Here is a 20,263-nt window from a genome sequence, read left to right on the forward strand (position 1 = left end):
ACGTTGACCTGCGCGCGGCGGCTGTCCGAGAGCCGTGGGCGGTCTCACACTGGGCGCATGGAACCGGTGGAGGTGTCGGGTGCTGGGCTGACGCCGCTGGAGGCCGTCGCGCTCGCGCAGCGGCGGACGGCCGTGCGGTTGAGCGATGACGCCCGGAAGCGGATGAGCGAGTCCGCGGCGGCCGTGGTCGAGGTGGCCCGGCGGCAGCCGGTGTACGGACGGACCACCGGAGTCGGCGCGAACCGGGACGTGCTGACCACGGACCCCGAGCACGGCGCCCGGTTGCTCGGATCGCATTCCACCACCGGTACGACGTCGTACCCGAAGGACGTGGTCCGGCTCGGATTGTTGATCCGGGTCAACCAACTGGCGTCCGGTGGGTCCGGGCTCGATCCGGACGTCGCTGACGCAATCGTTGCCCTGCTCAACGATGGTGATCTGCCGGACCTGCACCGCGGCGGCGCGATCGGCACCGGGGATCTCGGCCCGCTGGCCGAACTCGGGCTCGCACTCGGTGAGGTCATCGACGGCACCAGCGCGCTGCCCCTGCTGTCCAGCAACGCGATCACCCTGGCCGAGTGCTGTCTGGCGTTCGTCGAGGCCTCCACGCTGATCAACGTCGTACCCCTGGTCGGTGCGTTGTCGCACGTCGCGCTCCGGGGCAACGCCGAGGTGTACGACGTTCGCGTGCACGACGCCCGCCCGCAACCCGGTCAGGTGCGGGTGGCCCGGCGGATGCGCGGGCTGCTGGACGGCCTGCCGATCCCGCCGGCCCGGGTCCAGGACCCCTTCGGGCTGCGAGCCTTCGCCCAGGTGCTTGGCCCGGCCGTCGACCACGTCGATGCTCTAGGCAACAGTTTGCGGATCGACATCAACGCGTCCGCGGAGAACCCGTTGGTGGCCGAGGACACCGTGCTGCACAACGGCAACTGGCATGCGATGCCGATCGCACTTGCTCTCGACTCGCTCCGGCTCAGCCTGCACAGTGTCGCCACCCTGTCCACGTCGCGCGTCGCGAACCTGGTCGACCCGGAGTACACCGGACTGAGCCGCTTCCTCGCCAGCGGTGCGGAGGCGAGCTCGGGCGTGATGATGATCGAGTACGTCGCCCACGACGCGCTGGCCGCAGTCCGGTCAGCAGCCCAGCCGGCCACTCTCGGTACGGCGACGTTGTCACGCGGAGCCGAGCACCACGCCAGCTTCGCGCCACAGGCCGCCGTACTCAGTGCTCAGCTTCTCGACGCGCTCCGGGAGGTGCTGGCCAGCGAACTGGTCACTGCGGTCCGGGCGATCCGGCTGGCTGGGCTCACACCTGAGGATCTTGCGCCGGCCGCGGTCGGGCCGTGGCTGGCGGACGCGTTCGCCGCGCTGCCACCCGATCTCACCGACCGGTCGCTGCGGGAGGACCTGGAGATCGCCCGCGGTCTGATGACCCAATGGGGCGATCGCCAGGTCGAGCATCCCGCCGAGTCCGGCTAGAGTTGCTTGAGGTCGAACGCGGCGGCCATCGCCTTGAAGCCGTCGGCGTTCGGATGCAGGTGATCGCCGGCGTCATACGCGGGCAGTATCTTCGTCGGCGCCGCGGGATCCCGCACCACCTTGTCGAAGTCGACCACGCCGTCGTACTCGCCGGACGTCCGGATCCAGGTGTTCAGCGCCTGCCGGTCCGCCTCACCCGCAGGCGAGTAGTAGCCGGCACCTTCGTACGGCGTGAGCGTCGCGCCGATCGCCTTCAGTCCGGCCTGATGCGCCCGCTGGATGAACTGCCGGTGCACCGCGATCAGGTCAGCCGGGTCGGTCGCTCCGCGGCTGCCGCCGATGTCGTTGATGCCTTCCAGCAGGACCACGGTCCGTACGCCGGCTTGCCCGATCACGTCGCGGTCGAACCGGGCCAGCGTCGAGTCACCCGCCGTACCCGCGTTGCTGAGCAGGCGGTTGCCGCCGATACCGGCGTTCAGGACGCCGAGTTCGCGGGACGGCGGCTGGGCCAGGAGTCGGTCGGCCAACTGGTCCGGGTATCGCAGGTTCTGGTCGACGGGCGACACGACGCCGTCGGTGATCGAGTCGCCGAACAGCACCACCGAGCCACGCACCTGGCTCTTCACGTCGACGCCTTCGATGATGTAGCGCGCCGCTCCCGGAATCGCCTGGTACTGCGATCCGTCGCCGGCGGTCTGGTCACCGGTGGCCGAGAAGCCGGTCGCGAACCCGGCCGGATGCTGCGTGAGCGGACCGGTCGGGCCCGGGAAGTAGGTGCTGATCACGAGGTCGGTGTCCTCGGGTACGACGACGCGCACCGGATCGGATACCCATTCGGCGCCGACCGGGATCGTGACGGACGTGCGGCCGCCGAACAGCACCGGGACCAGCTTGCTCGGATCGACTGTCGGCGTACCGGCAAGCTCGTCGGCCCGCGGCGTGACGGTCGCCTTGCCGACGAGGAGTGCCGACGTCCCGTACACGTTCGACAGCCGCAGCCGCAGCTCCGAGCCCCCGACCGACACATGCGCCACCTGCCGCAACGTCGTATCCGTGACCCCGGTCGCCGACATCCCCGACGTACCCGGCGGAGTCACAGCGACCGACCAACTCCCAACCCAGTCCGCCGGCGCCCCGGCCGAAGCCGTAGGACTAACCGCAACAACAACCAAAGCCACCGCAACCACAAGCTGCTTGACGCGACGCATGAGACCACCTTCGTCTGGGCGGATACGTGAGGTGTTCACCTTCGATCCCACCCGCAGTCACCACCCCGAAGCAACCAGTCGTCGACGAACGGTCGAACCGCTGCGCTGGGCGGAGAGATCAGCCGTGGAGGCGGCGGGTTAGGGCTGTGGCTGCTTGGCGGATTCGGTGGGCCAGGAGGTGGCGTTCGGAGGGGGGTACGGCGTCGGTGCGGAAGGTGACGCTGATGGCGGCGGCTGGGTGGCCGGAGTGGTCGAGGGCAGCGCTGGCTACGGAGGCCAGACCGGGGGTGATGAAGGAGTCCTCGACCGCGTAGCCCTGGCGTTTCTCGTCGGCCAGGAGACGGCGCAGCTGGGTCAGGGTCTGCGGCCCGTGGTCGGTCCGGCGTACGAAGCTCTCCGGGTTGGGGAAGAGCGCGCGGACCTGCGCCGGCGGGAGCTCGGCGAGCAGAGCGCGGCCGGAGGCGGTGAGAGTGGCTGGGAGACGGACGCCGACATCCGTGACAAGGGTGACCGGACGAGGTGGCTGTTCCTTCAGCAGGTAGACGAGCTCCCGCCCGTGCAGCACGCCGAGGTGCGCGGTCTGGCCGACCTCGGCGACGAGTTGGGCCAGCAACGGACGCGCCAGCCGCTCGAGCGGATCGTGCCGCAGGTACGCCGACCCGATCTCGAACGCCGCCACACCGAGCCCGTACCGCTTCTCCTCCGGCAGGTGCACCACGAAGCCCTCGTCGATCATTGCCCGCAGCAAGTGGTACGTCGACGAGCGCGGCAGGCCGACCGCGGAGGCGATGCGCTCCATCGGCACCGGACCGGGCTGGGTGGCCAGGAACGTCAGCACCCGCAGAGTGCGGGTCGAGGCGGGAACGTTGCCGCTCACAACGGCAGGGTAACCGCCCTGGTCTCAGATTCCGGACGATTGGTGCTTCTTGGCGCGGCTCCGCCTCAGCCAGAACCGCACGCCCTCGCCCGCGACCGCGAGCGCGAACAGCCCGCCGGTGATCGCCCAGTCGATGGACTCGTCGGCCCCGGACAGCATGATCCCGACGCCGACCGCCAGTACGGCGAAGAACAGCAGCGAGATGATCAGCCGGTTCACAGCGTCTTCTCCCCGGTCCAGGAGGCGCCCGTCACCCGATAGCCGAGCCACTCGTTCACCGCGAGCATCGGCGCGTTGCCCGCGTCGTTCCCGGTGTGCGCGGTGAGGAACCCCGCGTCCCGGGCTCGCGCCAGCGCCGTCGACTTCACCACCTTCGCCAGCCCACGTCCTCGCGCGGCCGGGATCGTGCCGGTCAGGTTCGACCAGATCACCCGCCGGTCCGGATCCGCTGTCGTCGTCACGAACGACAACACGGTGTCGCCGTCGACCACCGCCGCGCTCAGGTCGCGGCGCAGGTCCGGATGACCCCAGGCCGTCGCAAGCCAGTCGTCGTACGGCGGTGAATCCGACAGGCCACTCGGATCGCCGTCGGCGACGGCCATCGAGGCGAGCCAGAGCTGCTGCGGCGCCACCTGGTCGTAGTCGACGACTCGCAGGCCGTCGGGTGCGGGCAGCGGTTCGGGTACGGCGCTCAGGTCGGCGCTGGAACGGCTCATCCGGCGGCCGATCACGAAGCCACGCTTGGTCGCGAACTCCTTCGACGCGTCGTCGTCGCTGACCACGATCAGCAGGGACGCGGCACCGACGCGCGCCGCCTCGGCGCTGATCGCCTCGGCCAGCGCACTCCCGATGCCCTGCCGGCGCAGCTCCGGCGGCACATGCACCGTGATCCGGACCCGCGGTTTCTCCTGCTCCGGATCGGGGAGGTACACGTTCCCGTAGCCGACAACGTCCGGTCCGTCGACGGCGATCAGCACTATCCTCGTCGTGCTGTTGCGTAGCCCGGCCTCGACCCCGCGGGGCGTCATCACCAGTTGCGGCATCACGGCGGCCCAGACCCCGGCGATTCCTCCTGCATCCTCCGGCCCCGCCGTCCGGATCTCGAACACCATTCCTTGACTCTAGTGGGACGCGGGCCTTGGATGTCTCAGATTCGAGACAGAAAGTGCACGGCGCTGCTGTCGGTTCGGAGTGCCGCGCGGTGCAATGAGCAGGTGAACGAGGTGAAGAACACAGCCGAGGTGATCGTCGGCACCGGACCGCTGGCTCCCGCCGATGTGGTCGCGGTGGCGCGGTACGGCGCGCGGGTACGGATCGACGACCAGGCGCTGGAAGAGATCGCGAAGTCGCGCGCGGCGATCGAGGCCCTGGCCCACGCGGACACTCCGCACTACGGCGTCTCGACCGGCTTCGGCGCGCTCGCGACCCGGCACATCGCACCCGAACTGCGGGCCCAGTTGCAGCGCAGCCTGGTCCGGTCGCACGCGGCCGGCTCCGGACCCGAGGTCGAGACCGAGGTCGTCCGGGCGCTCGCTCTGCTGCGCCTGTCCGCCCTCGCCACCGGCCGCACCGGCGTGAAGGTCGAGACAGCCCAGGCGTACGCCGGTCTCCTCAACGCCCACCTGACTCCGGTGGTCCACGAGTACGGCAGCCTTGGTTGCTCCGGCGATCTCGCGCCGCTGTCCCACGTCGCGCTCGCGGTGATGGGTGAAGGCCCGGTGCGTGATGCCGAGGGCAACCTTCTCCAAGCCGGCGAGGCATTGGCGGCGCACGGACTCACACCGGTCGTGCTGGCAGAGAAGGAAGGCCTCGCGCTGATCAACGGCACGGACGGCATGCTTGGCATGCTCGTGCTCGCGCTGGCCGACCTCGACCGCCTGTTCAAGACCGCCGACATCGCCGCCGCGATGAGTGTCGAGGGACAACTCGGCACCGACCGGGTGTTCGCCGAGGACCTGCAGGCGCTGCGACCGCACCCCGGCCAGGCCTTCGCCGCGGCCAACCTGCGCGCGATCCTCGCCGACAGCGCCATCGTCGCGAGCCATCGGGGTCCGGACTGCAACCGGGTCCAGGACGCGTACTCACTACGGTGTTCGCCGCAGGTGCACGGTGCGGCCCGGGACACCGCCGACCACGCGGCCACGGTCGCCGGCCGCGAACTCGCCGCCGCGATCGACAACCCGGTCGTCCTTCCCGACGGCCGGGTCGAGTCCAACGGCAACTTCCACGGCGCCCCGGTGGGGTATGTGCTCGACTTCCTCGCGATCGCCGTGGCGGACGTGGCCGGCATCAGCGAACGTCGTACCGATCGCTTCCTCGATGTTGCGCGCAACCACGGGCTGAACGCGTTCCTGGCCGACGATCCCGGTGTCGACAGCGGCCACATGATCGCGCAGTACACGCAGGCCGCGATCGTCTCCGAACTGAAGCGGCTCGCCGTACCGGCCAGCGTCGATTCGATCCCGAGCAGTGCGATGCAGGAGGACCACGTCTCGATGGGCTGGTCGGCCGCACGCAAGCTGCGCAAGGCGATCGACGGGCTCCAGCGGGTGCTCGCGATCGAGATCCTGACGGGCGCGCGGGCACTCGATCTGCGCGCACCACTGACTCCGGCCCCGGCGACCGCCGCCGTCCGGTCCGCCCTGCGCGAGTACGTCGAGGGGCCTGGCGCCGACCGTCATCTGGCTCCCGAACTCGAGCACTCCGTCCGTCTTGTTGCTGACGGCACCTACTTGTCCGCAGTCGAGGCCGTCACCGGCCCCTTGTCCTAAGGAGGTGTCTGATGGGTCCACGCCTACTGCGCGGCACTCGGCACGGCACCTCGCCGCACTGCACCGAGCACCTGCTCGCGACGGCGTGGACCCATCAGACACCTCCTAGAAAGGCTGGATCACCTATGTCCGGACCCCGTCCCGTGCGCGCACCCCGCGGCACCACTCTCACCGCCCGCGGCTGGCAGCAGGAGGCCGCGCTGCGGATGCTGCAGAACAACCTCGACCCCGAGGTCGCCGAGCACCCCGACGAGCTTGTCGTGTACGGCGGTTCCGGCAAGGCGGCCCGGGACTGGAACTCGTTCGACGCGATGGTCCGGACCCTGACCACGCTGAAGGACGACGAGACGATGCTGGTGCAGTCCGGCCGGCCGGTCGGCGTACTGCAGACGCACGAGTGGGCGCCGCGGGTGCTGATCGCGAACTCGAACCTGGTCGGCGACTGGGCCACCTGGGAGGAGTTCCGCAAGCTGGAGGCGCTGGGGCTGACCATGTACGGCCAGATGACGGCCGGGTCGTGGATCTACATCGGTACCCAGGGGATCCTGCAGGGCACGTACGAGACGTTCGCCGCGGTGGCGGCGAAGAAGTTCGGCGGCACGCTGGCCGGCACCATCACGCTGACCGCCGGGCTCGGCGGCATGGGCGGCGCGCAGCCGCTGGCCGTCACGATGAACGACGGTGTGGCGATCTGCATCGACGTCGACTCGTCCCGGATCGACCGGCGGATCGAACACCGGTACCTCGACGTTCGCGCCGACTCGCTCGAGGACGCGCTGCGGCTCGCCGAGGAGGCCAAGAAGGCCCGCCGGCCGTTGTCGATCGGTGTCCTGGGCAACGCCGCGGTGATCGTGCCGGAGCTGCTCGAACTGGGCGCGCCGATCGACATCGTCACCGACCAGACGTCGGCGCACGACCCGTTGATGTACCTCCCGGTGGGGATCGACTTCGACGACTGGACCGCCGCCCGGGAGAAGGACCCGGCCGGCTTCACCGAGCGCGCGCAGGCTTCGATGGCCCGGCACGTCGCCGCGATGGTGGGCTTCCAGGACGCGGGAGCCGAGGTGTTCGACTACGGCAACTCGATCCGCGACGAGGCCCGCAAGGCCGGGTTCTCGCGCGCGTTCGAGTTCCCCGGCTTCGTGCCGGCGTACATCCGGCCATTGTTCTGTGAGGGAAAGGGCCCGTTCCGGTGGGCGGCGCTGTCGGGCAACCCGGCCGACATCGCGAAGACCGACGCAGCGATCCTCGATCTGTTCGGCGACAACGAGCACCTGACCCGGTGGATCAAGATGGCCGGCGAGCGAGTCGCGTTCCAGGGCCTGCCGGCCCGGATCTGCTGGCTCGGCCAGGGCGAGCGGGACAAGGCCGGCGTCCGGTTCAACGACATGGTCGCCTCGGGTGAACTCGAGGCCCCGATCGTCATCGGCCGGGACCACCTGGACACCGGCAGCGTCGCCTCGCCGTACCGCGAGACCGAAGGAATGCTCGACGGCTCGGACGCGATCGCGGACTGGCCGTTGCTGAACGCAATGGTGAACGTGGCCAGCGGCGCGTCCTGGGTGTCGATCCACCACGGCGGCGGTGTCGGCATCGGCCGGTCCATCCACGCCGGCCAGGTATCGGTTGCCGATGGCACCGACCTGGCCCGGCAGAAGCTGGAGCGGGTACTCACCAACGACCCCGCGATGGGTGTCATCCGGCACGTGGACGCGGGCTACGACAAGGCCGCGGAGGTCGCGGTCGAGCAGGGTGTCAGGATTCCGATGCAGGAGTCCTGACCCGGGATCATGTGACAGCGTGCGACCATGGCATTCTCCACCGTTATGGTGCACTTTCCCAGGGAACGGAAACCGGCCGACCGCGTGGTTTCGGTCTCCGGTTCCGCTAGGGTCTTTCGGGCGACCGACGACGAGCGCGAAGGGGCGCCATGATCGAGTTCGAGGACGTCACCAAGCGGTATCCGGACGGCACCGTGGCCGTCGACAACCTGTCCCTGCGGATCCCGAGCGGTCAGATCACCGTGTTCGTCGGGCCTTCGGGCTGCGGCAAGACCACGTCGTTGCGGATGATCAACCGCACGATCGAGCGCACCGGTGGGCGCATCTCGATCGACGGTGAGGACATCAACAGCAAGGACGCCGTGACGCTTCGGCGCGGCATCGGCTACGTGATCCAGCACGCCGGGCTGTTCCCGCACAAGACGGTGGTGGACAACGTCGCCACCGTGCCGAAGCTGCTCGGCTGGGACAAGCGCAAGACCCGCGCCACCGCGATGGAGTTGCTCGAGCGCGTCGGCCTCGACCTCAAGCTGGCCGAGCGGTATCCGGCCCAGCTGTCCGGTGGCCAGCAGCAACGAGTCGGTGTCGCCCGCGCGCTCGCGGCCGACCCGGCGGTCATGCTGATGGACGAGCCGTTCAGCGCCGTCGACCCGATCGTGCGCAACCAGTTGCAGGAAGAGCTGCTCCGGCTGCAACGCGACATCGGCAAGACGATCGTGTTCGTCACCCACGACATCGACGAGGCGATCAAGCTCGGCGACAACGTCGCGGTACTTCGCACCGGCGGCAAGCTCGCCCAGTTCGCGCCGCCGGCCGAGTTGCTGGCCAACCCGGCCGACGATTTCGTCCGGGGATTCGTCGGGCAGGATCGTGGTTACCGGGCCCTGACGTTCGTGCACCCGGACGACCTGCCGCTGAAACCGTTGCCGTCCGACCTGATCCTGGACGACGGCGGCGCGCCGGTCGGCTGGCGGATCGACACCGCGGACGAGATCCAGCCGCTCGGTTCCGTGTTCACCCGCGGCGACTCGTTGCGCGCGGCCCTCGATGCCGTCCTCACCTCGCCCTCCGGCCTCGGCGTCTGCGTGGACGCCGACAGCCGCGCGGTCGGTGTCGTCGACCAGGCGATCGTCGCAGAGGCGTTGCGGCCATGAGTTGGATCAACGACAACCTCGGGCTGATCTGGGAACAGTTGCGCGAGCACATCTACCTGTCGATCGTCCCGGTGATCCTCGGCTTGCTGATCTCGGTGCCGCTGGGCTACGTCGCGGTCCGGTTCAACTGGCTGGCGAACCCGCTGATCGCCTTCGGCGGGGTGCTGTACTCACTGCCGTCGATCGCGCTGTTCATCGTGATCCCGGCGATCCTCGGCACCCAGGTGCTGTCGACGGTCAACATCATCATCGCTCTCACCATCTATACGGTCTCACTGCTGATCCGGAACGTGATCGACGGACTTCGTTCCGTACCGGCCGACGTCAGACAGTCGGCGGTCGCGGTCGGGTACAGCCCGCTGCACCGGCTGATCGCGGTCGACCTGCCGATCGCCGTACCGGTGATCTTCGCCGGTCTGCGGGTCGTCACCGTCGCGAACATCTCGATGGTCAGCATCGGTGCGGTGATCGGCATCGGCGGCCTGGGTGAACTGTTCACCCTGGGCTTCCAGAAGGACTTCCTGACCCCGGTCGTCGTCGGCGTGGTCCTCTCGCTGCTGCTGGCTCTGGCGGCCGACGTGGTTCTGGTCACCTCGCAACGGCTCCTGACGCCGTGGGCCCGCATCACCGCCACTCCGGTGGAGGTGGCCTGACATGTGGGACTACCTGACCGACGCCTACAACTGGTCCGGGAACGAGGGGATCTGGACACGGATCCTGCAACACCTCTGGTACACCTTCGCCGCGCTCGGGATCTCCGCGGTGATCGCGTTACCGATCGGTCTGCGGATCGGGCACACCCGCCGGGGCGCGTTCCTCGCGATCAACCTCGGCAACGCGGCCCGCGCACTGCCGAGCCTCGGTCTGCTGATGCTCGCAGTGCTGATCACCGACCAGATCGGCTTCGTACCGGTGCTGATCGCCCTGGTGGCGCTCGGCGTACCGCCGATCCTGGCCTCGACGTACGCCGGTCTGTCCGGTGTCGATCCGGCCACGATCGACGCCGCCCGGGGGATGGGGATGACCGGTCGCGAGATCCTGACCAAGGTGGAGATCCCGATCGCGATGCCGCTGATCATCTCCGGTCTGCGTAGCGCCGCGTTACAGATCGTGTCCACGGCCACGATCGCCGCGCTGGTGGCGCTCGGCGGTCTCGGCCGCTATGTGGTCGACGGGCTGAAGCTCCGTGACTTCCCGCAGATGTTCACCGGCGCGCTGCTGGTGGCTCTGCTCGCCATCGGAATCGACGCGCTCTTCGCCCTGATCGGCCGGTTCGCCGTCTCCGACGGCCTCAAGGTCGACTGACTGTCCGACGTATCTGATGAACTGGACGAACCTGAAGTACCGCCCCATCGAAACATCCATCGGCACGGGCCGGTGGCTGACGAGACACTGGAGGCTCTCGTGTTGAGATCCACACTCATCCGTACTGCGATCGCCGGGGTGGCGGTGCTCGGCCTGGCCGGTTGTGGGGGTGGAGGCGACCAACTCGGCGACAACGACGCGGGGTCTTCGCCCGCACCCTCCAAGGTGAGCAGCATCACGGTCGGCTCCGCCGACTTCTCCGAGAGCCAGCTGCTGGCCGAGATCTACGGCCAGGCGCTGGCCGCGAAGGGTATCGAGGTCAAGAAGAAGCCGAACATCGGCAACCGCGAGACCTACATGGCCGCGATCAAGGACGGTTCCGTCGACCTGGTGCCGGAGTACACCGGGGCCGCCCTGGCGTACTTCGACAAGAACTCCACCGAGACCGACGAGCAGGGGGCCTACGACGCGCTCAAGAAGGCGGTGACGCCCGGCCTCGAGGTGCTGGACAAGTCTCCGGCCACCGACGAGGACACCATCGTGGTGACGAAGGCGACAGCGGACAAGTACAGCCTGAAGTCGCTGGCGGACCTCAAGCCGGTCGGGAAGGACATGGTCGCCGGCGGTAGCTCGGAGTTCAAGGTCCGCGAGGCCGGTCTGAAGGGTCTGAAGGAGAAGTACGGCGTCGAGTTCAAGCAGTACCTGCCGCTGGACGCCGGTGGTCCGCTGAGCCAGAAGGCGCTGCTGGACAACAAGATCCAGCTGACCAACCTGTTCACCACGCAGTCGGTGATCAAGGACAAGGGCCTGGTCCAACTGGACGACCCGGAGAAGATCCTGCCGCCGAACAACGTCGTTCCGCTGATCCGGACCGACCACAAGTCCGACGACGTCGCGACCGTGCTGAACGCGGTCTCGGCCAAGCTCACCACCGACGACCTGACCGAGCTGGTCAAGCGGATCGACGTCGACAAGGAGAGCGCTGACGCGGTGGCCAAGGACTGGCTGTCGAAGAACCCGCTGACCTGACCTTGAGCTTCGAACAGATGTGGGCGGCGCTGGCCGCCATCGGCAAGGACCCGTCCACGGGCGGGTACCACCGAGGCGGCTGGACCCCCACCGAACGCACGGCGACGCACTGGTTCCAGGACCAGTGCGCCGCCCGAAACCTAACCCTCGAATCCGACGGCCTAGGCAACCTGATCGCCTGGTGGGGTCCGTCCGGCCGACCGGGCATCGTCACCGGGAGTCATTTGGATTCGGTGATTGAGGGTGGGGCTTTTGATGGGCCTTTGGGGGTGGTTTCGGCTCTGGCGGCGGTGGATTTGTTGCGGCGCGAGGGGTTCACACCGAGTGTGCCGATCGGGGTGGGGGCGTTCGTTGAAGAGGAGGGGTCGCGGTTCGGGATGCCTTGTTTGGGGTCTCGGGTGGCGGCCGGCGTGTTGCCTGCCGAGAAGGCGTTGGGGTTGAAGGACCGCAGCGGCGTGACCCTCGCGCAGGCATTGGAGGCGGCGGGAACGGACCCGGCGGGAGTCGGACCATCGGCGTTCCTCGACCGGATGGGCACGTTCATCGAGCTGCACGTCGAACAGGGCCGCGGACTCACGGCACCCGTCGGTGTAGCGAGCTCGATCTGGCCGCACGGCCGCTACCGGTTCACCTTCAGCGGCGAGGCCAACCACGCCGGCACGACGCTGATGGAAGACCGCCACGACCCGATGCTCACCTACGCCATGACCGCCCTCGCCGCGAACAAGCAGGCCCGCCTCGCCGGCGCCCGCGCCACCTTCGGCCGGCTCTCCGTCGAGCCCAACGGCACGAACGCCGTACCGTCCCAGGTGACCGCCTGGCTGGACGCCCGCGCCGCAGACGACGCAACCCTGAACTCATTGCTCGCAGCAATCACCAAGCAGGCCACCGAGCGCGCCGAGCGGGACGGTACGACGCTCACCGTGACACCCGAGTCCGTCTCACCCATCGTGGACTTCCCGGCCGGCCTCCGCGACCGCCTGGTCGGCGTACTGAACGGCGCACCCGTCCTACCAACCGGCGCCGGCCACGACGCCGGAGTGTTCTCGGCCGCCGGGATCCCGACCGCGATGCTGTTCGTGCGGAACCCGAGCGGCATCTCGCACTCCCCGGCGGAGTACGCCGAAGAGGACGACTGCCTGGCCGGCGTCGAGGCCCTGGCCGCCGTACTGAGGGATCTCGCGAAGTGACGTCGTACTGGTGCGCGCGGGCGTTGCTCCCGGGCGGCATCGCCGACAACGTACTGGTCACCATCGCGGACGGACGCTTCACCGCGGTCGAGACCGGCGCGGACCCAGGCGACGCGACCTGCCTCGACGATCTCGTCCTACCCGGCCTCGCGAACTGCCACAGCCACGCCTTCCACCGCACGCTGCGCGGCCGCACGCAGACCGAGCGCGGGACGTTCTGGACCTGGCGCGAGCAGATGTACGCCGTCGCGTCGATGCTGACCCCGGAGTCGTACTACGCCCTCGCGCGGGCCGTGTACGGCGAGATGCTGCTCGCCGGCATCACCGCCGTCGGCGAGTTCCACTACCTGCACCACGCCCCGGGCGGACGCCGGTACGACGACCCGAACGCGATGGGTGCGGCGCTGATCGCGGCCGCCCGCGACGTCGGCATGCGCATCACCTTGCTCGACACCTGCTACATCGCCGGCGGGATCGACCAGCCGCTGAACTCGGTCCAGGAACGCTTCAGCGACGGCGACGCCGCGAGCTGGGCCGCCCGCGTCTCGCTGCTCACCAGATCCGACGACGTCGTGATCGGCACGGCCGCCCATTCCGTCCGTGGCGTGCCGCAGGAGCAACTCGGCGCGGTCGCCTCGGCGTTCCCCGACGTACCGCTCCACATCCATCTGTCGGAGCAGGTCGGGGAGAACGCCGCCTGCCTGGACGCGTACGGCCGGACGCCGGCGCAGGTGCTCGACGAAGCCGGGTTCCTCAGCGGCCGGACGAGCGCCGTCCACGCGACGCACCTCACCGATGTCGACGTCGGTCTGCTCGGCAGCTCGGCGACGTACTCGTGCTTCTGCCCGACGACCGAGCGGGATCTGGCCGATGGCATCGGCCCGTCGGTGGCGCTGCGCGATGCCGGTTCGCCGTTGACGCTCGGGTCGGACAGCCACGCGGTGATCGACCTGTTCGAGGAGATGCGCGCGGTGGAGCTGGACGAACGTCTTGCCTCGCGGGAGCGCGGCCACTGGTCCGCGTCGGAGCTGCTGAAGGCCGCGACGACTGATGGTCACCGATCGCTCGGGTTCGCCGACGCCGGCGTGATCCTGGTAGGCGCGCGCGCCGACCTGGTCGCTGTACGGCTGGACAGCGCCCGTACGGCGGGCACCGGAGGAACTGTGGAGACCGTGGTCTTCGCAGCCTCGGCCGCCGATGTGACCGACGTGATCACCGGCGGGCGGCATGTAGTTGCTGGAGGCAATCACATGACGATGGACGTGGCCGCCGAGCTCGAGGCCTCGATCGCGGCGGTGACGCAATGACGTCCCTGCTGCTGACGGGCATCGGTTCGCTCGTGACCAACGATCCCGCTCGCGGTGGATTGCTCGGCGAGGTGCGGGATGCCGCGCTGGTGATCGAGGGCAGCACGATCGCGTGGGTCGGGTCACGGCTGGAGGCGCCGGCCGCGGACGGTGCGATCGACGTCGGCGGGCGCGCGGTGATCCCGGGCTTCGTGGACTCGCACGCGCATCTGGTGTTCGCCGGAGACCGGGCCGAGGAGTTCGCTGCCCGCATGACAGGTACGCCGTACTCGGCCGGTGGGATCCGGACGACGGTCGCGGCGACCCGGCAGGCGACCGATGAGCAGCTGACCGCCAACGTCGCCCGGCTCGTCACCGAGATGCGGCGGCAGGGCACGACCACGGTCGAGATCAAGTCCGGATACGGGCTGACGGTCTCGGACGAGGCGCGGGCGCTGGAGATCGCGGGACAGTTCACGGAGGAGACGACATACCTGGGCGCGCACGTCGTACCAGCGGAGTACGCCGACGACCCGTCGGGCTACGTGTCGCTGGTGACCGGGCCGATGCTCGAGGCGGTCGTCGGGCATGCCAAGTGGCTCGATGTGTTCGTGGAGCGCGGCGCGTTCGACGAGGACCAGGGCCGCGCGATCCTCGAGGCCGGCCTGGCTCGCGGTCTGGGGGCCCGAGTGCATGCGAATCAGCTCGGCGAGGGTCCGGGCGTCCAGCTGGCCTGCTCGGTCGGTGCTGCCGCCGCTGACCACTGCACCTACCTCACCGACGCGGACGTTGACGCCCTCGCGTCCAGCGGTGTCGTCGCCGGGCTGCTCCCCGCGATCGAGTTCTCCACGCGGTCGCCGTACCCGAATGCCCGCCGCCTCATCGACGCCGGCGTCACCGTAGCCCTCGCAACCGACTGCAACCCCGGCTCGGGCTACTCCTCATCCATGCCCTTTTGCATCGCCCTCGCAGTCCGCGAGATGCACATGACCCCCGACGAAGCCCTCTGGTCCGCCACCGCCGGCGGCGCCGCCTCCCTCCGCCGCACCGACGTCGGCCACCTGACCCCCGGCGCCCAAGCCAACCTCACAGTCCTCGAAGCCCCCACCCACCTCCACCTCTCCTACCGCCCGGGCGTCCCCCTCATCAGCCAGACGTACATGGCTGGGCGGATGGGGTAAGTCGAACCGCCCCCACTCACCAAGTCCGCCCGCGGCCGAGGCGGCACGCTCCGATCGGCGTTCAAGCTGCACGGAGTTCGTGCTTGGTGAGTGGCGGGCGTCCGCCCATCCGCTCGACGGCTCCCACCACCCACTCTCCGTCGTACATCACGTCTTCCCAGCTGAAGCGAAGGGTCCGCCAACCGCGGACGGTCAGGTTCACGTGCCTGCGGCAATCCCTGACCAGCGCCCGGCGGGTGCCGTGATGTTCGAATCCGTCCGCCTCCAGGCCGATCCGCAGAACGGGATGCGCGAGGTCGAGCCGCGCCGAGAACCCATCGTCCTGAACCACCAGTTGGGGGACGAATCCGTCGATCCCCGCATGGATCAGCAAGGCGCGTAGCGCTGACTCCAGCACAGATTCCGCACGCCCGTCGGCAAGAGCCACGACCTGCTGGACGCGGCGCCGATGTGGTCCGCGGAGCTTCGCCGCCGCGTCGAGGATCTCGTCCTGGTCGACACCGCCTGCACGCAGGGCGGAGTCTGCTACAGCGAGTGCCTCGGCCAGCGGCAAGGTGCGGATGCAGTCGAGGACGGTCCGCACGGGAGTCGTCGCGTCGTCCAAGGAAGCTACGTCCGCCCAATGCAAGACGCACGGCAGTCCGGTCCGACGTCGGACCCGGCCCGGCGGCAGGGTGACATGCGGCAGGGGTGGCAGGTTGATCACTCCGAAGCCCCAGTGCCCCGCAGCGCTCAGATGAGACACAACGCCTCCGTGGCTGCGTGCGGCCGTCAAGGCGGGTGGCGCCTGCGGCAGAGCGTAGACACCTTTCGCGACGCGGCGGATCTGTCCTGCAGCCAACGCATTCCGGATGCCTCGTGCGGACACGAGGGCGCGTAGATCGGCGAAGGTCGAACTCCCGCCGCGCCTGCCGAGCACCTCGGCCACGTCTGCCACGACCCCATGATGGCGGGCTCGGGCGGACTGCGGCCCGGGTTGTCCACAGGCGGACCGCCCCCACTCATCAACGCGCCCTGCATCGCCCGATCCCGCCAGCGCCGAGCGTGCGGCTGCACGCAGTGGACGACTTACTGAGTGGGGGCGGTCCGCAAATCAGGTGCGCTTGTCGCCTGGCGCCGTCAGGCTGGGGGTATGGACAGGGAGCTGAGGGGTCGGTTGCGGGGCGCTTTTGCCTGGCGGACGGATCGGGGCGTGTGAAGTAGTTACGCCGACGTCACCGGGTGGTGGCGGGATGCGGTGTTGTTGCGGGAGTTGGGGCCGGCGTTGGGGAGTTTGTACGACGTGACGCCTACGGTCGTGGTCGGGCCGGTTTCGCGGGGTGCGTTGGTTGGGGCGTTGACGGCGGCGGCTCTTGGGGTCGGGTTCGTGGAGATGCGGAAGAACCAGGCGCCGGCGACGGACAGCGACCGGTGGGTGCAGCGGACGACCGCACCGGACTACCGCGACCGCCATGTCGTGTTCGGGTTCCGGCGGGATCTGGTCCGGGCCGGTGACCGAGTGCTTCTGGTCGACGACTGGGCGGATACGGGCGCAACCGCGGTCACTGCCCGCCAACTGGTGGAGGACAGCGGCGCGCAGTGGATCGGCGCGGCCTGCATCGTCGATGCCTTGACCGATGCCAGATTGCGCCACGACCTCCCACTGCGGGCGCTGCTCAACGTCCGAACGCTGTGATCAGAGGTCTTTCGCCATGAGCGCCATGGTGGCACCGGTGGGCAGGCGCTGCTTGCCCACCTCGGTGTACCCACGGGAGCCGTGGAAGCCCAGGCCGGCCGGGTCGGGCGGGTCGGAGCGGACCCGGGCGACAACCCGGTCGAACGGCTTCGCCGCCCGCTCGATCGCGCGGTAGACCGCCGTGCCGATCCCGCGGCGGCGACGCTCCTCGGCGACCACTATCCGCTCCACCAGCAGGAACCGGTCGGCGTACGTTGCGGCGAACCACTCGAACTCGAGACCGTCGTACGCCGACCCCGGCGTGAAGGTGAGGACGAAGCCGACCGGGCGGCTGTCCTCCTCGACCACGACAGCATGAGCGGCGATCAGGCGGAGCCAGTCGAGCCGGGCAGGTCCGAGCGGCTCGACCAACCCTTCCGCGGTGGCATTCAAAGCAAGCACCGCGGCGTCGTCAGCGGTTGTCATCGGGCGGAGCTTCACGGTGAACACCCTCCCACGGAAAGCGTTGTCCACGGCAGGGGTCAGTTCGGGTCCACCCTGGCCTGTCCCTGGCCGTGACCCGGAAAATGGGGGCTCACCTTGGGAATGACCCACGGGGTGTGCAATGTTGAGCCAGGTGTACTCAAGTTTGCTCGACCACGGATTTGAATCCGAGCCGGTCGAACGGCAACATTGAGTCCGCATCACTCAAGTTTCCGGGGGTGCGGGGGTTGTCCCCCGGACTCACTCAGTGTGGAGGTAAGCACATGGCCCGCGCGGTCGGTATCGATCTCGGTACGACGAACTCCGTCATCGCCGTACTGGAAGGTGGCGAGCCCACCGTCATCCCCAACGCCGAGGGAGCGCGCACGACGCCCTCGGTGGTGGCTTTCGCCAAGAACGGCGAGGTCCTGGTCGGCGAGGTGGCCAAGCGCCAGGCCACCACGAACGTCGACCGCACCATCCGCTCCGTCAAGCGCCACATGGGCGAGGACTGGAGCGTGAACATCGACGGCAAGAAGTTCACCCCGCAGCAGATCAGCGCGTTCGTGCTGCAGAAGCTGAAGCGGGACGCCGAGGCGTACCTCGGGGAGCAGGTCACCGACGCGGTCATCACCGTGCCGGCGTACTTCTCCGACGCGCAGCGCCAGGCGACCAAGGAGGCCGGCGAGATCGCCGGTCTGAAGGTGCACCGGATCGTCAACGAGCCGACCGCGGCCGCGCTGGCCTACGGCCTGGACAAGGGCACCGAGCAGACCATCCTGGTCTTCGACCTCGGTGGTGGCACGTTCGACGTGTCGCTGCTGGAGATCGGCGACGGCGTCTTCGAGGTGAAGGCGACCAGCGGTGACAACCACCTCGGTGGTGACGACTGGGACGCCCGCATCGTCCAGTGGCTGGTGACCCAGTTCAAGAACAAGAACGGCACCGACCTGTCCGGCGACAAGATGGCCATGCAGCGCCTCACCGAGGCCGCCGAGAAGGCCAAGATCGAGCTGTCCGCCGCGGCCGAGACGACCATCCACCTGCCGTACCTGAGCCTGACCGAGTCGGGCCCGCTGCACCTGGAGGAGAAGCTCTCCCGGGCCGAATTCCAGAAGATGAGCAACGATCTGCTGGAGCGCGCCCGCGCCCCGTTCAAGGCCGTCATCAAGGACGCCGGCATCGACGTGTCGAAGATCGACCACGTGATCCTGGTCGGCGGTTCGACCCGGATGCCCGCTGTGGCCGACCTGGTCAAGGAGCTGACCGGTGGCAAGGACCCGAACAAGGGTGTGAACCCGGACGAGGTCGTGGCCGTCGGCGCCTCCCTGCAGGCCGGTGTGCTGAAGGGTGAGGTCAAGGACGTCCTGCTGCTCGACGTGACCCCGCTGAGCCTGGGCATCGAGACCAAGGGCGGCGTGTTCACCAAGATCATCGAGCGCAACACCACGATCCCGACCAAGGGCTCGGAGATCTTCACCACGGCCGAGGACAACCAGCCGTCGGTGATGATCCAGGTCTACCAGGGCGAGCGGGAGATGGCGCGCGACAACAAGTCGCTCGGCAACTTCGAGCTGACCGGCCTGCCGCCGGCGCCGCGGAACGTCCCGCAGATCGAGGTCACCTTCGACATCGACGCGAACGGCATCGTGCACGTCAACGCCAAGGACCTGGCCACCGGCAAGGAGCAGCGGATGACCGTCACCGGCGGTTCGGCGCTGCCGAAGGACGACATCGACAAGATGGTCCGCGACGCCGAGCAGTACGCCGAGGAGGACCGGCTGCGCCGCGAGGCCGTCGAGTCCCGCAACCAGGCCGAGGGGCTGGTCTACCAGACCGAGAAGTTCCTGTCCGAGAACGAGGACAAGGTCCCCGACGACGTCAAGACCGAGGTCAAGGACGGCGTCGCCGAGCTGAAGAAGGCCCTCGAGGGTGAGGACGCCGACGCGATCAAGGCCGCGTCGGAGAAGCTCGCCCAGTCCAGCCAGAAGATGGGCGCCGCGATGTACGCGAACGCCCAGGCCGCCGGCGGCGGCTCCGAGGAGAGCGCGACGGCGGACGACTCGGCCGGCAGCAACGACGACGACGTCGTCGACGCCGAGATCGTGGACGAGGACCGGCCGCAGGACAAGACGGAGGACAAGTGACGGATCGACCCACTGGCAGCGAGTTCGGCGACGGCGAGCCCGTCGTCCGGGACAAGCGCCGGATCGACCCGGACACCGGCGCGCTGCGGGAGCCTTCCGAGGCTCCCGCACCGGGCCCCCAGCCGGGCATGCCGGGCACCCCGGGCGCACAGCCGCCGCGGGATCCCTCGGACTTGATCGGCCCGTCTGCCCAGGAGGCTCTGTTGACCGAAGCGTTGGCCGAGCGTACGGCGGACCTGCAGCGACTGCAGGCCGAGTACGTCAACTACAAGCGCCGGGTGGACCGGGACCGGGAGGCGAGCCGCGAGCTCGTCATCGGCACGGTGCTGACCGAGCTGCTCGGGATCCTGGACGACATCGGCCGGGCCCGCGAGGCCGGCGAACTCGAGGGCGCCTTCAAGGCGGTCTCGGAGTCGCTGGAGCGGGTCACCGAGAAGCTCGGCCTGGTGCGGTTCGGCGAGAAGGGTGACACCTTCGACCCGCGCATCCACGAGGCCCTGCTGCACAACTACTCCGACGAGGTGGACGGCCCGACCGCGACGATGGTCATGCAGCCGGGGTACCGCCTCGGGGAGCGGGTCCTGCGGGCGGCCCGGGTGGCCGTCTCGGAACCGACCGAGCAACTACCTGGTGACGCCGCGCAGGACGGCGTACCGGTGGAGAGTGCAGATGACGACCAGGCCGCGGACAAGTCCGCGGAGTAGGCGACACGACGGGA

General features: G+C 69.1%; 19 protein-coding genes. 13 read left to right on the top strand and 6 right to left on the bottom strand.

Annotated features, from left to right (window positions below; translation table 11 throughout):
• Nucleotides 1–57 precede the first annotated feature (57 nt).
• Nucleotides 58–1,479 carry an aromatic amino acid lyase gene (locus E0H75_RS06020; RefSeq protein WP_131512079.1) on the top strand — a complete coding sequence of 474 codons (1,422 nt, stop codon included), beginning with the start codon at nt 58–60 and terminating at the stop codon, nt 1,477–1,479.
• Here E0H75_RS06020 and E0H75_RS06025 read toward each other — a convergent pair.
• From E0H75_RS06025 to E0H75_RS06040, 4 genes are all read right to left on the bottom strand, one after another.
• Nucleotides 1,476–2,552 carry an SGNH/GDSL hydrolase family protein gene (locus tag E0H75_RS06025; protein ID WP_238162858.1) on the bottom strand — a complete coding sequence of 359 codons (1,077 nt, stop codon included), beginning with the start codon at nt 2,550–2,552 and terminating at the stop codon, nt 1,476–1,478. The two genes, E0H75_RS06020 and E0H75_RS06025, sit on opposite strands and share 4 nt — an antisense overlap.
• Before the next feature lie 253 nt (nt 2,553–2,805).
• Nucleotides 2,806–3,564 (bottom strand): IclR family transcriptional regulator, encoded by a 759-nt coding sequence (locus tag E0H75_RS06030; RefSeq protein ID WP_131363667.1) that lies wholly within the window; start codon nt 3,562–3,564, stop codon nt 2,806–2,808.
• Nucleotides 3,565–3,588: 24 nt separating this feature from the next.
• Nucleotides 3,589–3,783, bottom strand: coding sequence for a hypothetical protein (locus tag E0H75_RS06035; protein WP_131512081.1), 195 nt, complete (start codon nt 3,781–3,783; stop codon nt 3,589–3,591).
• Nucleotides 3,780–4,676, bottom strand: a complete 897-nt coding sequence (locus E0H75_RS06040; protein WP_238162859.1) for a GNAT family N-acetyltransferase — start codon at nt 4,674–4,676, stop codon at nt 3,780–3,782. The genes E0H75_RS06035 and E0H75_RS06040 overlap by 4 nt, the downstream gene beginning before the upstream one ends.
• A gap of 102 nt (nt 4,677–4,778) precedes the next feature.
• Between E0H75_RS06040 and hutH the strand changes: the two genes are divergently transcribed.
• From hutH to hutI, 9 genes are all read left to right on the top strand, one after another.
• Nucleotides 4,779–6,335 carry a histidine ammonia-lyase gene (gene hutH / locus E0H75_RS06045; protein WP_202872835.1) on the top strand — a complete coding sequence of 519 codons (1,557 nt, stop codon included), beginning with the start codon at nt 4,779–4,781 and terminating at the stop codon, nt 6,333–6,335.
• Between the two features lie 125 nt (nt 6,336–6,460).
• Complete coding sequence (gene hutU / locus E0H75_RS06050; protein WP_131512082.1) at nt 6,461–8,116, top strand: urocanate hydratase; 1,656 nt, start codon at nt 6,461–6,463, stop codon at nt 8,114–8,116.
• A 149-nt stretch (nt 8,117–8,265) separates the two neighbouring features.
• Nucleotides 8,266–9,270, top strand: a complete 1,005-nt coding sequence (locus tag E0H75_RS06055; RefSeq protein ID WP_131512083.1) for an ABC transporter ATP-binding protein — start codon at nt 8,266–8,268, stop codon at nt 9,268–9,270.
• The gene (locus tag E0H75_RS06060) at nt 9,267–9,923 is read left to right on the top strand and encodes an ABC transporter permease (RefSeq protein WP_131512085.1); all 657 of its coding nucleotides are present in this window, start codon (nt 9,267–9,269) and stop codon (nt 9,921–9,923) included. The genes E0H75_RS06055 and E0H75_RS06060 overlap by 4 nt, the downstream gene beginning before the upstream one ends.
• 1 nt (nt 9,924) lies before the next feature.
• Nucleotides 9,925–10,575 carry an ABC transporter permease gene (locus E0H75_RS06065; protein WP_131512086.1) on the top strand — a complete coding sequence of 217 codons (651 nt, stop codon included), beginning with the start codon at nt 9,925–9,927 and terminating at the stop codon, nt 10,573–10,575.
• A 99-nt stretch (nt 10,576–10,674) separates the two neighbouring features.
• Entirely contained in the window at nt 10,675–11,604 is a 930-nt protein-coding gene (locus tag E0H75_RS06070) for an ABC transporter substrate-binding protein (protein ID WP_131512088.1), read from the top strand.
• 17 nt (nt 11,605–11,621) lie between these two features.
• Nucleotides 11,622–12,794, top strand: coding sequence for an allantoate amidohydrolase (locus E0H75_RS06075; RefSeq protein WP_131513081.1), 1,173 nt, complete (start codon nt 11,622–11,624; stop codon nt 12,792–12,794).
• Entirely contained in the window at nt 12,791–14,101 is a 1,311-nt protein-coding gene (locus E0H75_RS06080) for a formimidoylglutamate deiminase (protein WP_131512090.1), read from the top strand. The genes E0H75_RS06075 and E0H75_RS06080 overlap by 4 nt, the downstream gene beginning before the upstream one ends.
• A complete protein-coding gene (gene hutI / locus E0H75_RS06085) occupies nt 14,098–15,261 on the top strand; it encodes an imidazolonepropionase (RefSeq protein WP_131512092.1) in 1,164 nt (387 codons plus the stop codon). Before E0H75_RS06080 ends, hutI begins: the two co-directional genes overlap by 4 nt.
• 61 nt (nt 15,262–15,322) lie before the next feature.
• Here the strand turns inward: hutI and E0H75_RS06090 are convergent, their stop codons facing one another.
• Nucleotides 15,323–16,006, bottom strand: coding sequence for a DUF559 domain-containing protein (locus E0H75_RS06090; RefSeq protein ID WP_238162860.1), 684 nt, complete (start codon nt 16,004–16,006; stop codon nt 15,323–15,325).
• Between the two features lie 537 nt (nt 16,007–16,543).
• On the opposite strand from E0H75_RS06090, the gene E0H75_RS06095 reads away from it, so the two are divergent.
• Nucleotides 16,544–16,936 carry a phosphoribosyltransferase family protein gene (locus tag E0H75_RS06095; RefSeq protein ID WP_238162861.1) on the top strand — a complete coding sequence of 131 codons (393 nt, stop codon included), beginning with the start codon at nt 16,544–16,546 and terminating at the stop codon, nt 16,934–16,936.
• Here the strand turns inward: E0H75_RS06095 and E0H75_RS06100 are convergent, their stop codons facing one another.
• Nucleotides 16,937–17,401, bottom strand: a complete 465-nt coding sequence (locus E0H75_RS06100; RefSeq protein ID WP_131512095.1) for a GNAT family N-acetyltransferase — start codon at nt 17,399–17,401, stop codon at nt 16,937–16,939. It lies immediately after the preceding gene.
• Between the two features lie 281 nt (nt 17,402–17,682).
• On the opposite strand from E0H75_RS06100, the gene dnaK reads away from it, so the two are divergent.
• Nucleotides 17,683–19,545 (top strand): molecular chaperone DnaK, encoded by a 1,863-nt coding sequence (gene dnaK, locus E0H75_RS06105; protein WP_131512096.1) that lies wholly within the window; start codon nt 17,683–17,685, stop codon nt 19,543–19,545.
• Nucleotides 19,542–20,249 (top strand): nucleotide exchange factor GrpE, encoded by a 708-nt coding sequence (gene grpE, locus E0H75_RS06110; RefSeq protein WP_131512097.1) that lies wholly within the window; start codon nt 19,542–19,544, stop codon nt 20,247–20,249. Before dnaK ends, grpE begins: the two co-directional genes overlap by 4 nt.
• The last annotated feature ends 14 nt before the right edge of the window (nt 20,250–20,263 follow it).

Origin of the sequence: Kribbella capetownensis (assembly GCF_004331485.1) — a bacterium.
GTDB lineage: Bacteria > Actinomycetota > Actinomycetes > Propionibacteriales > Kribbellaceae > Kribbella > Kribbella capetownensis.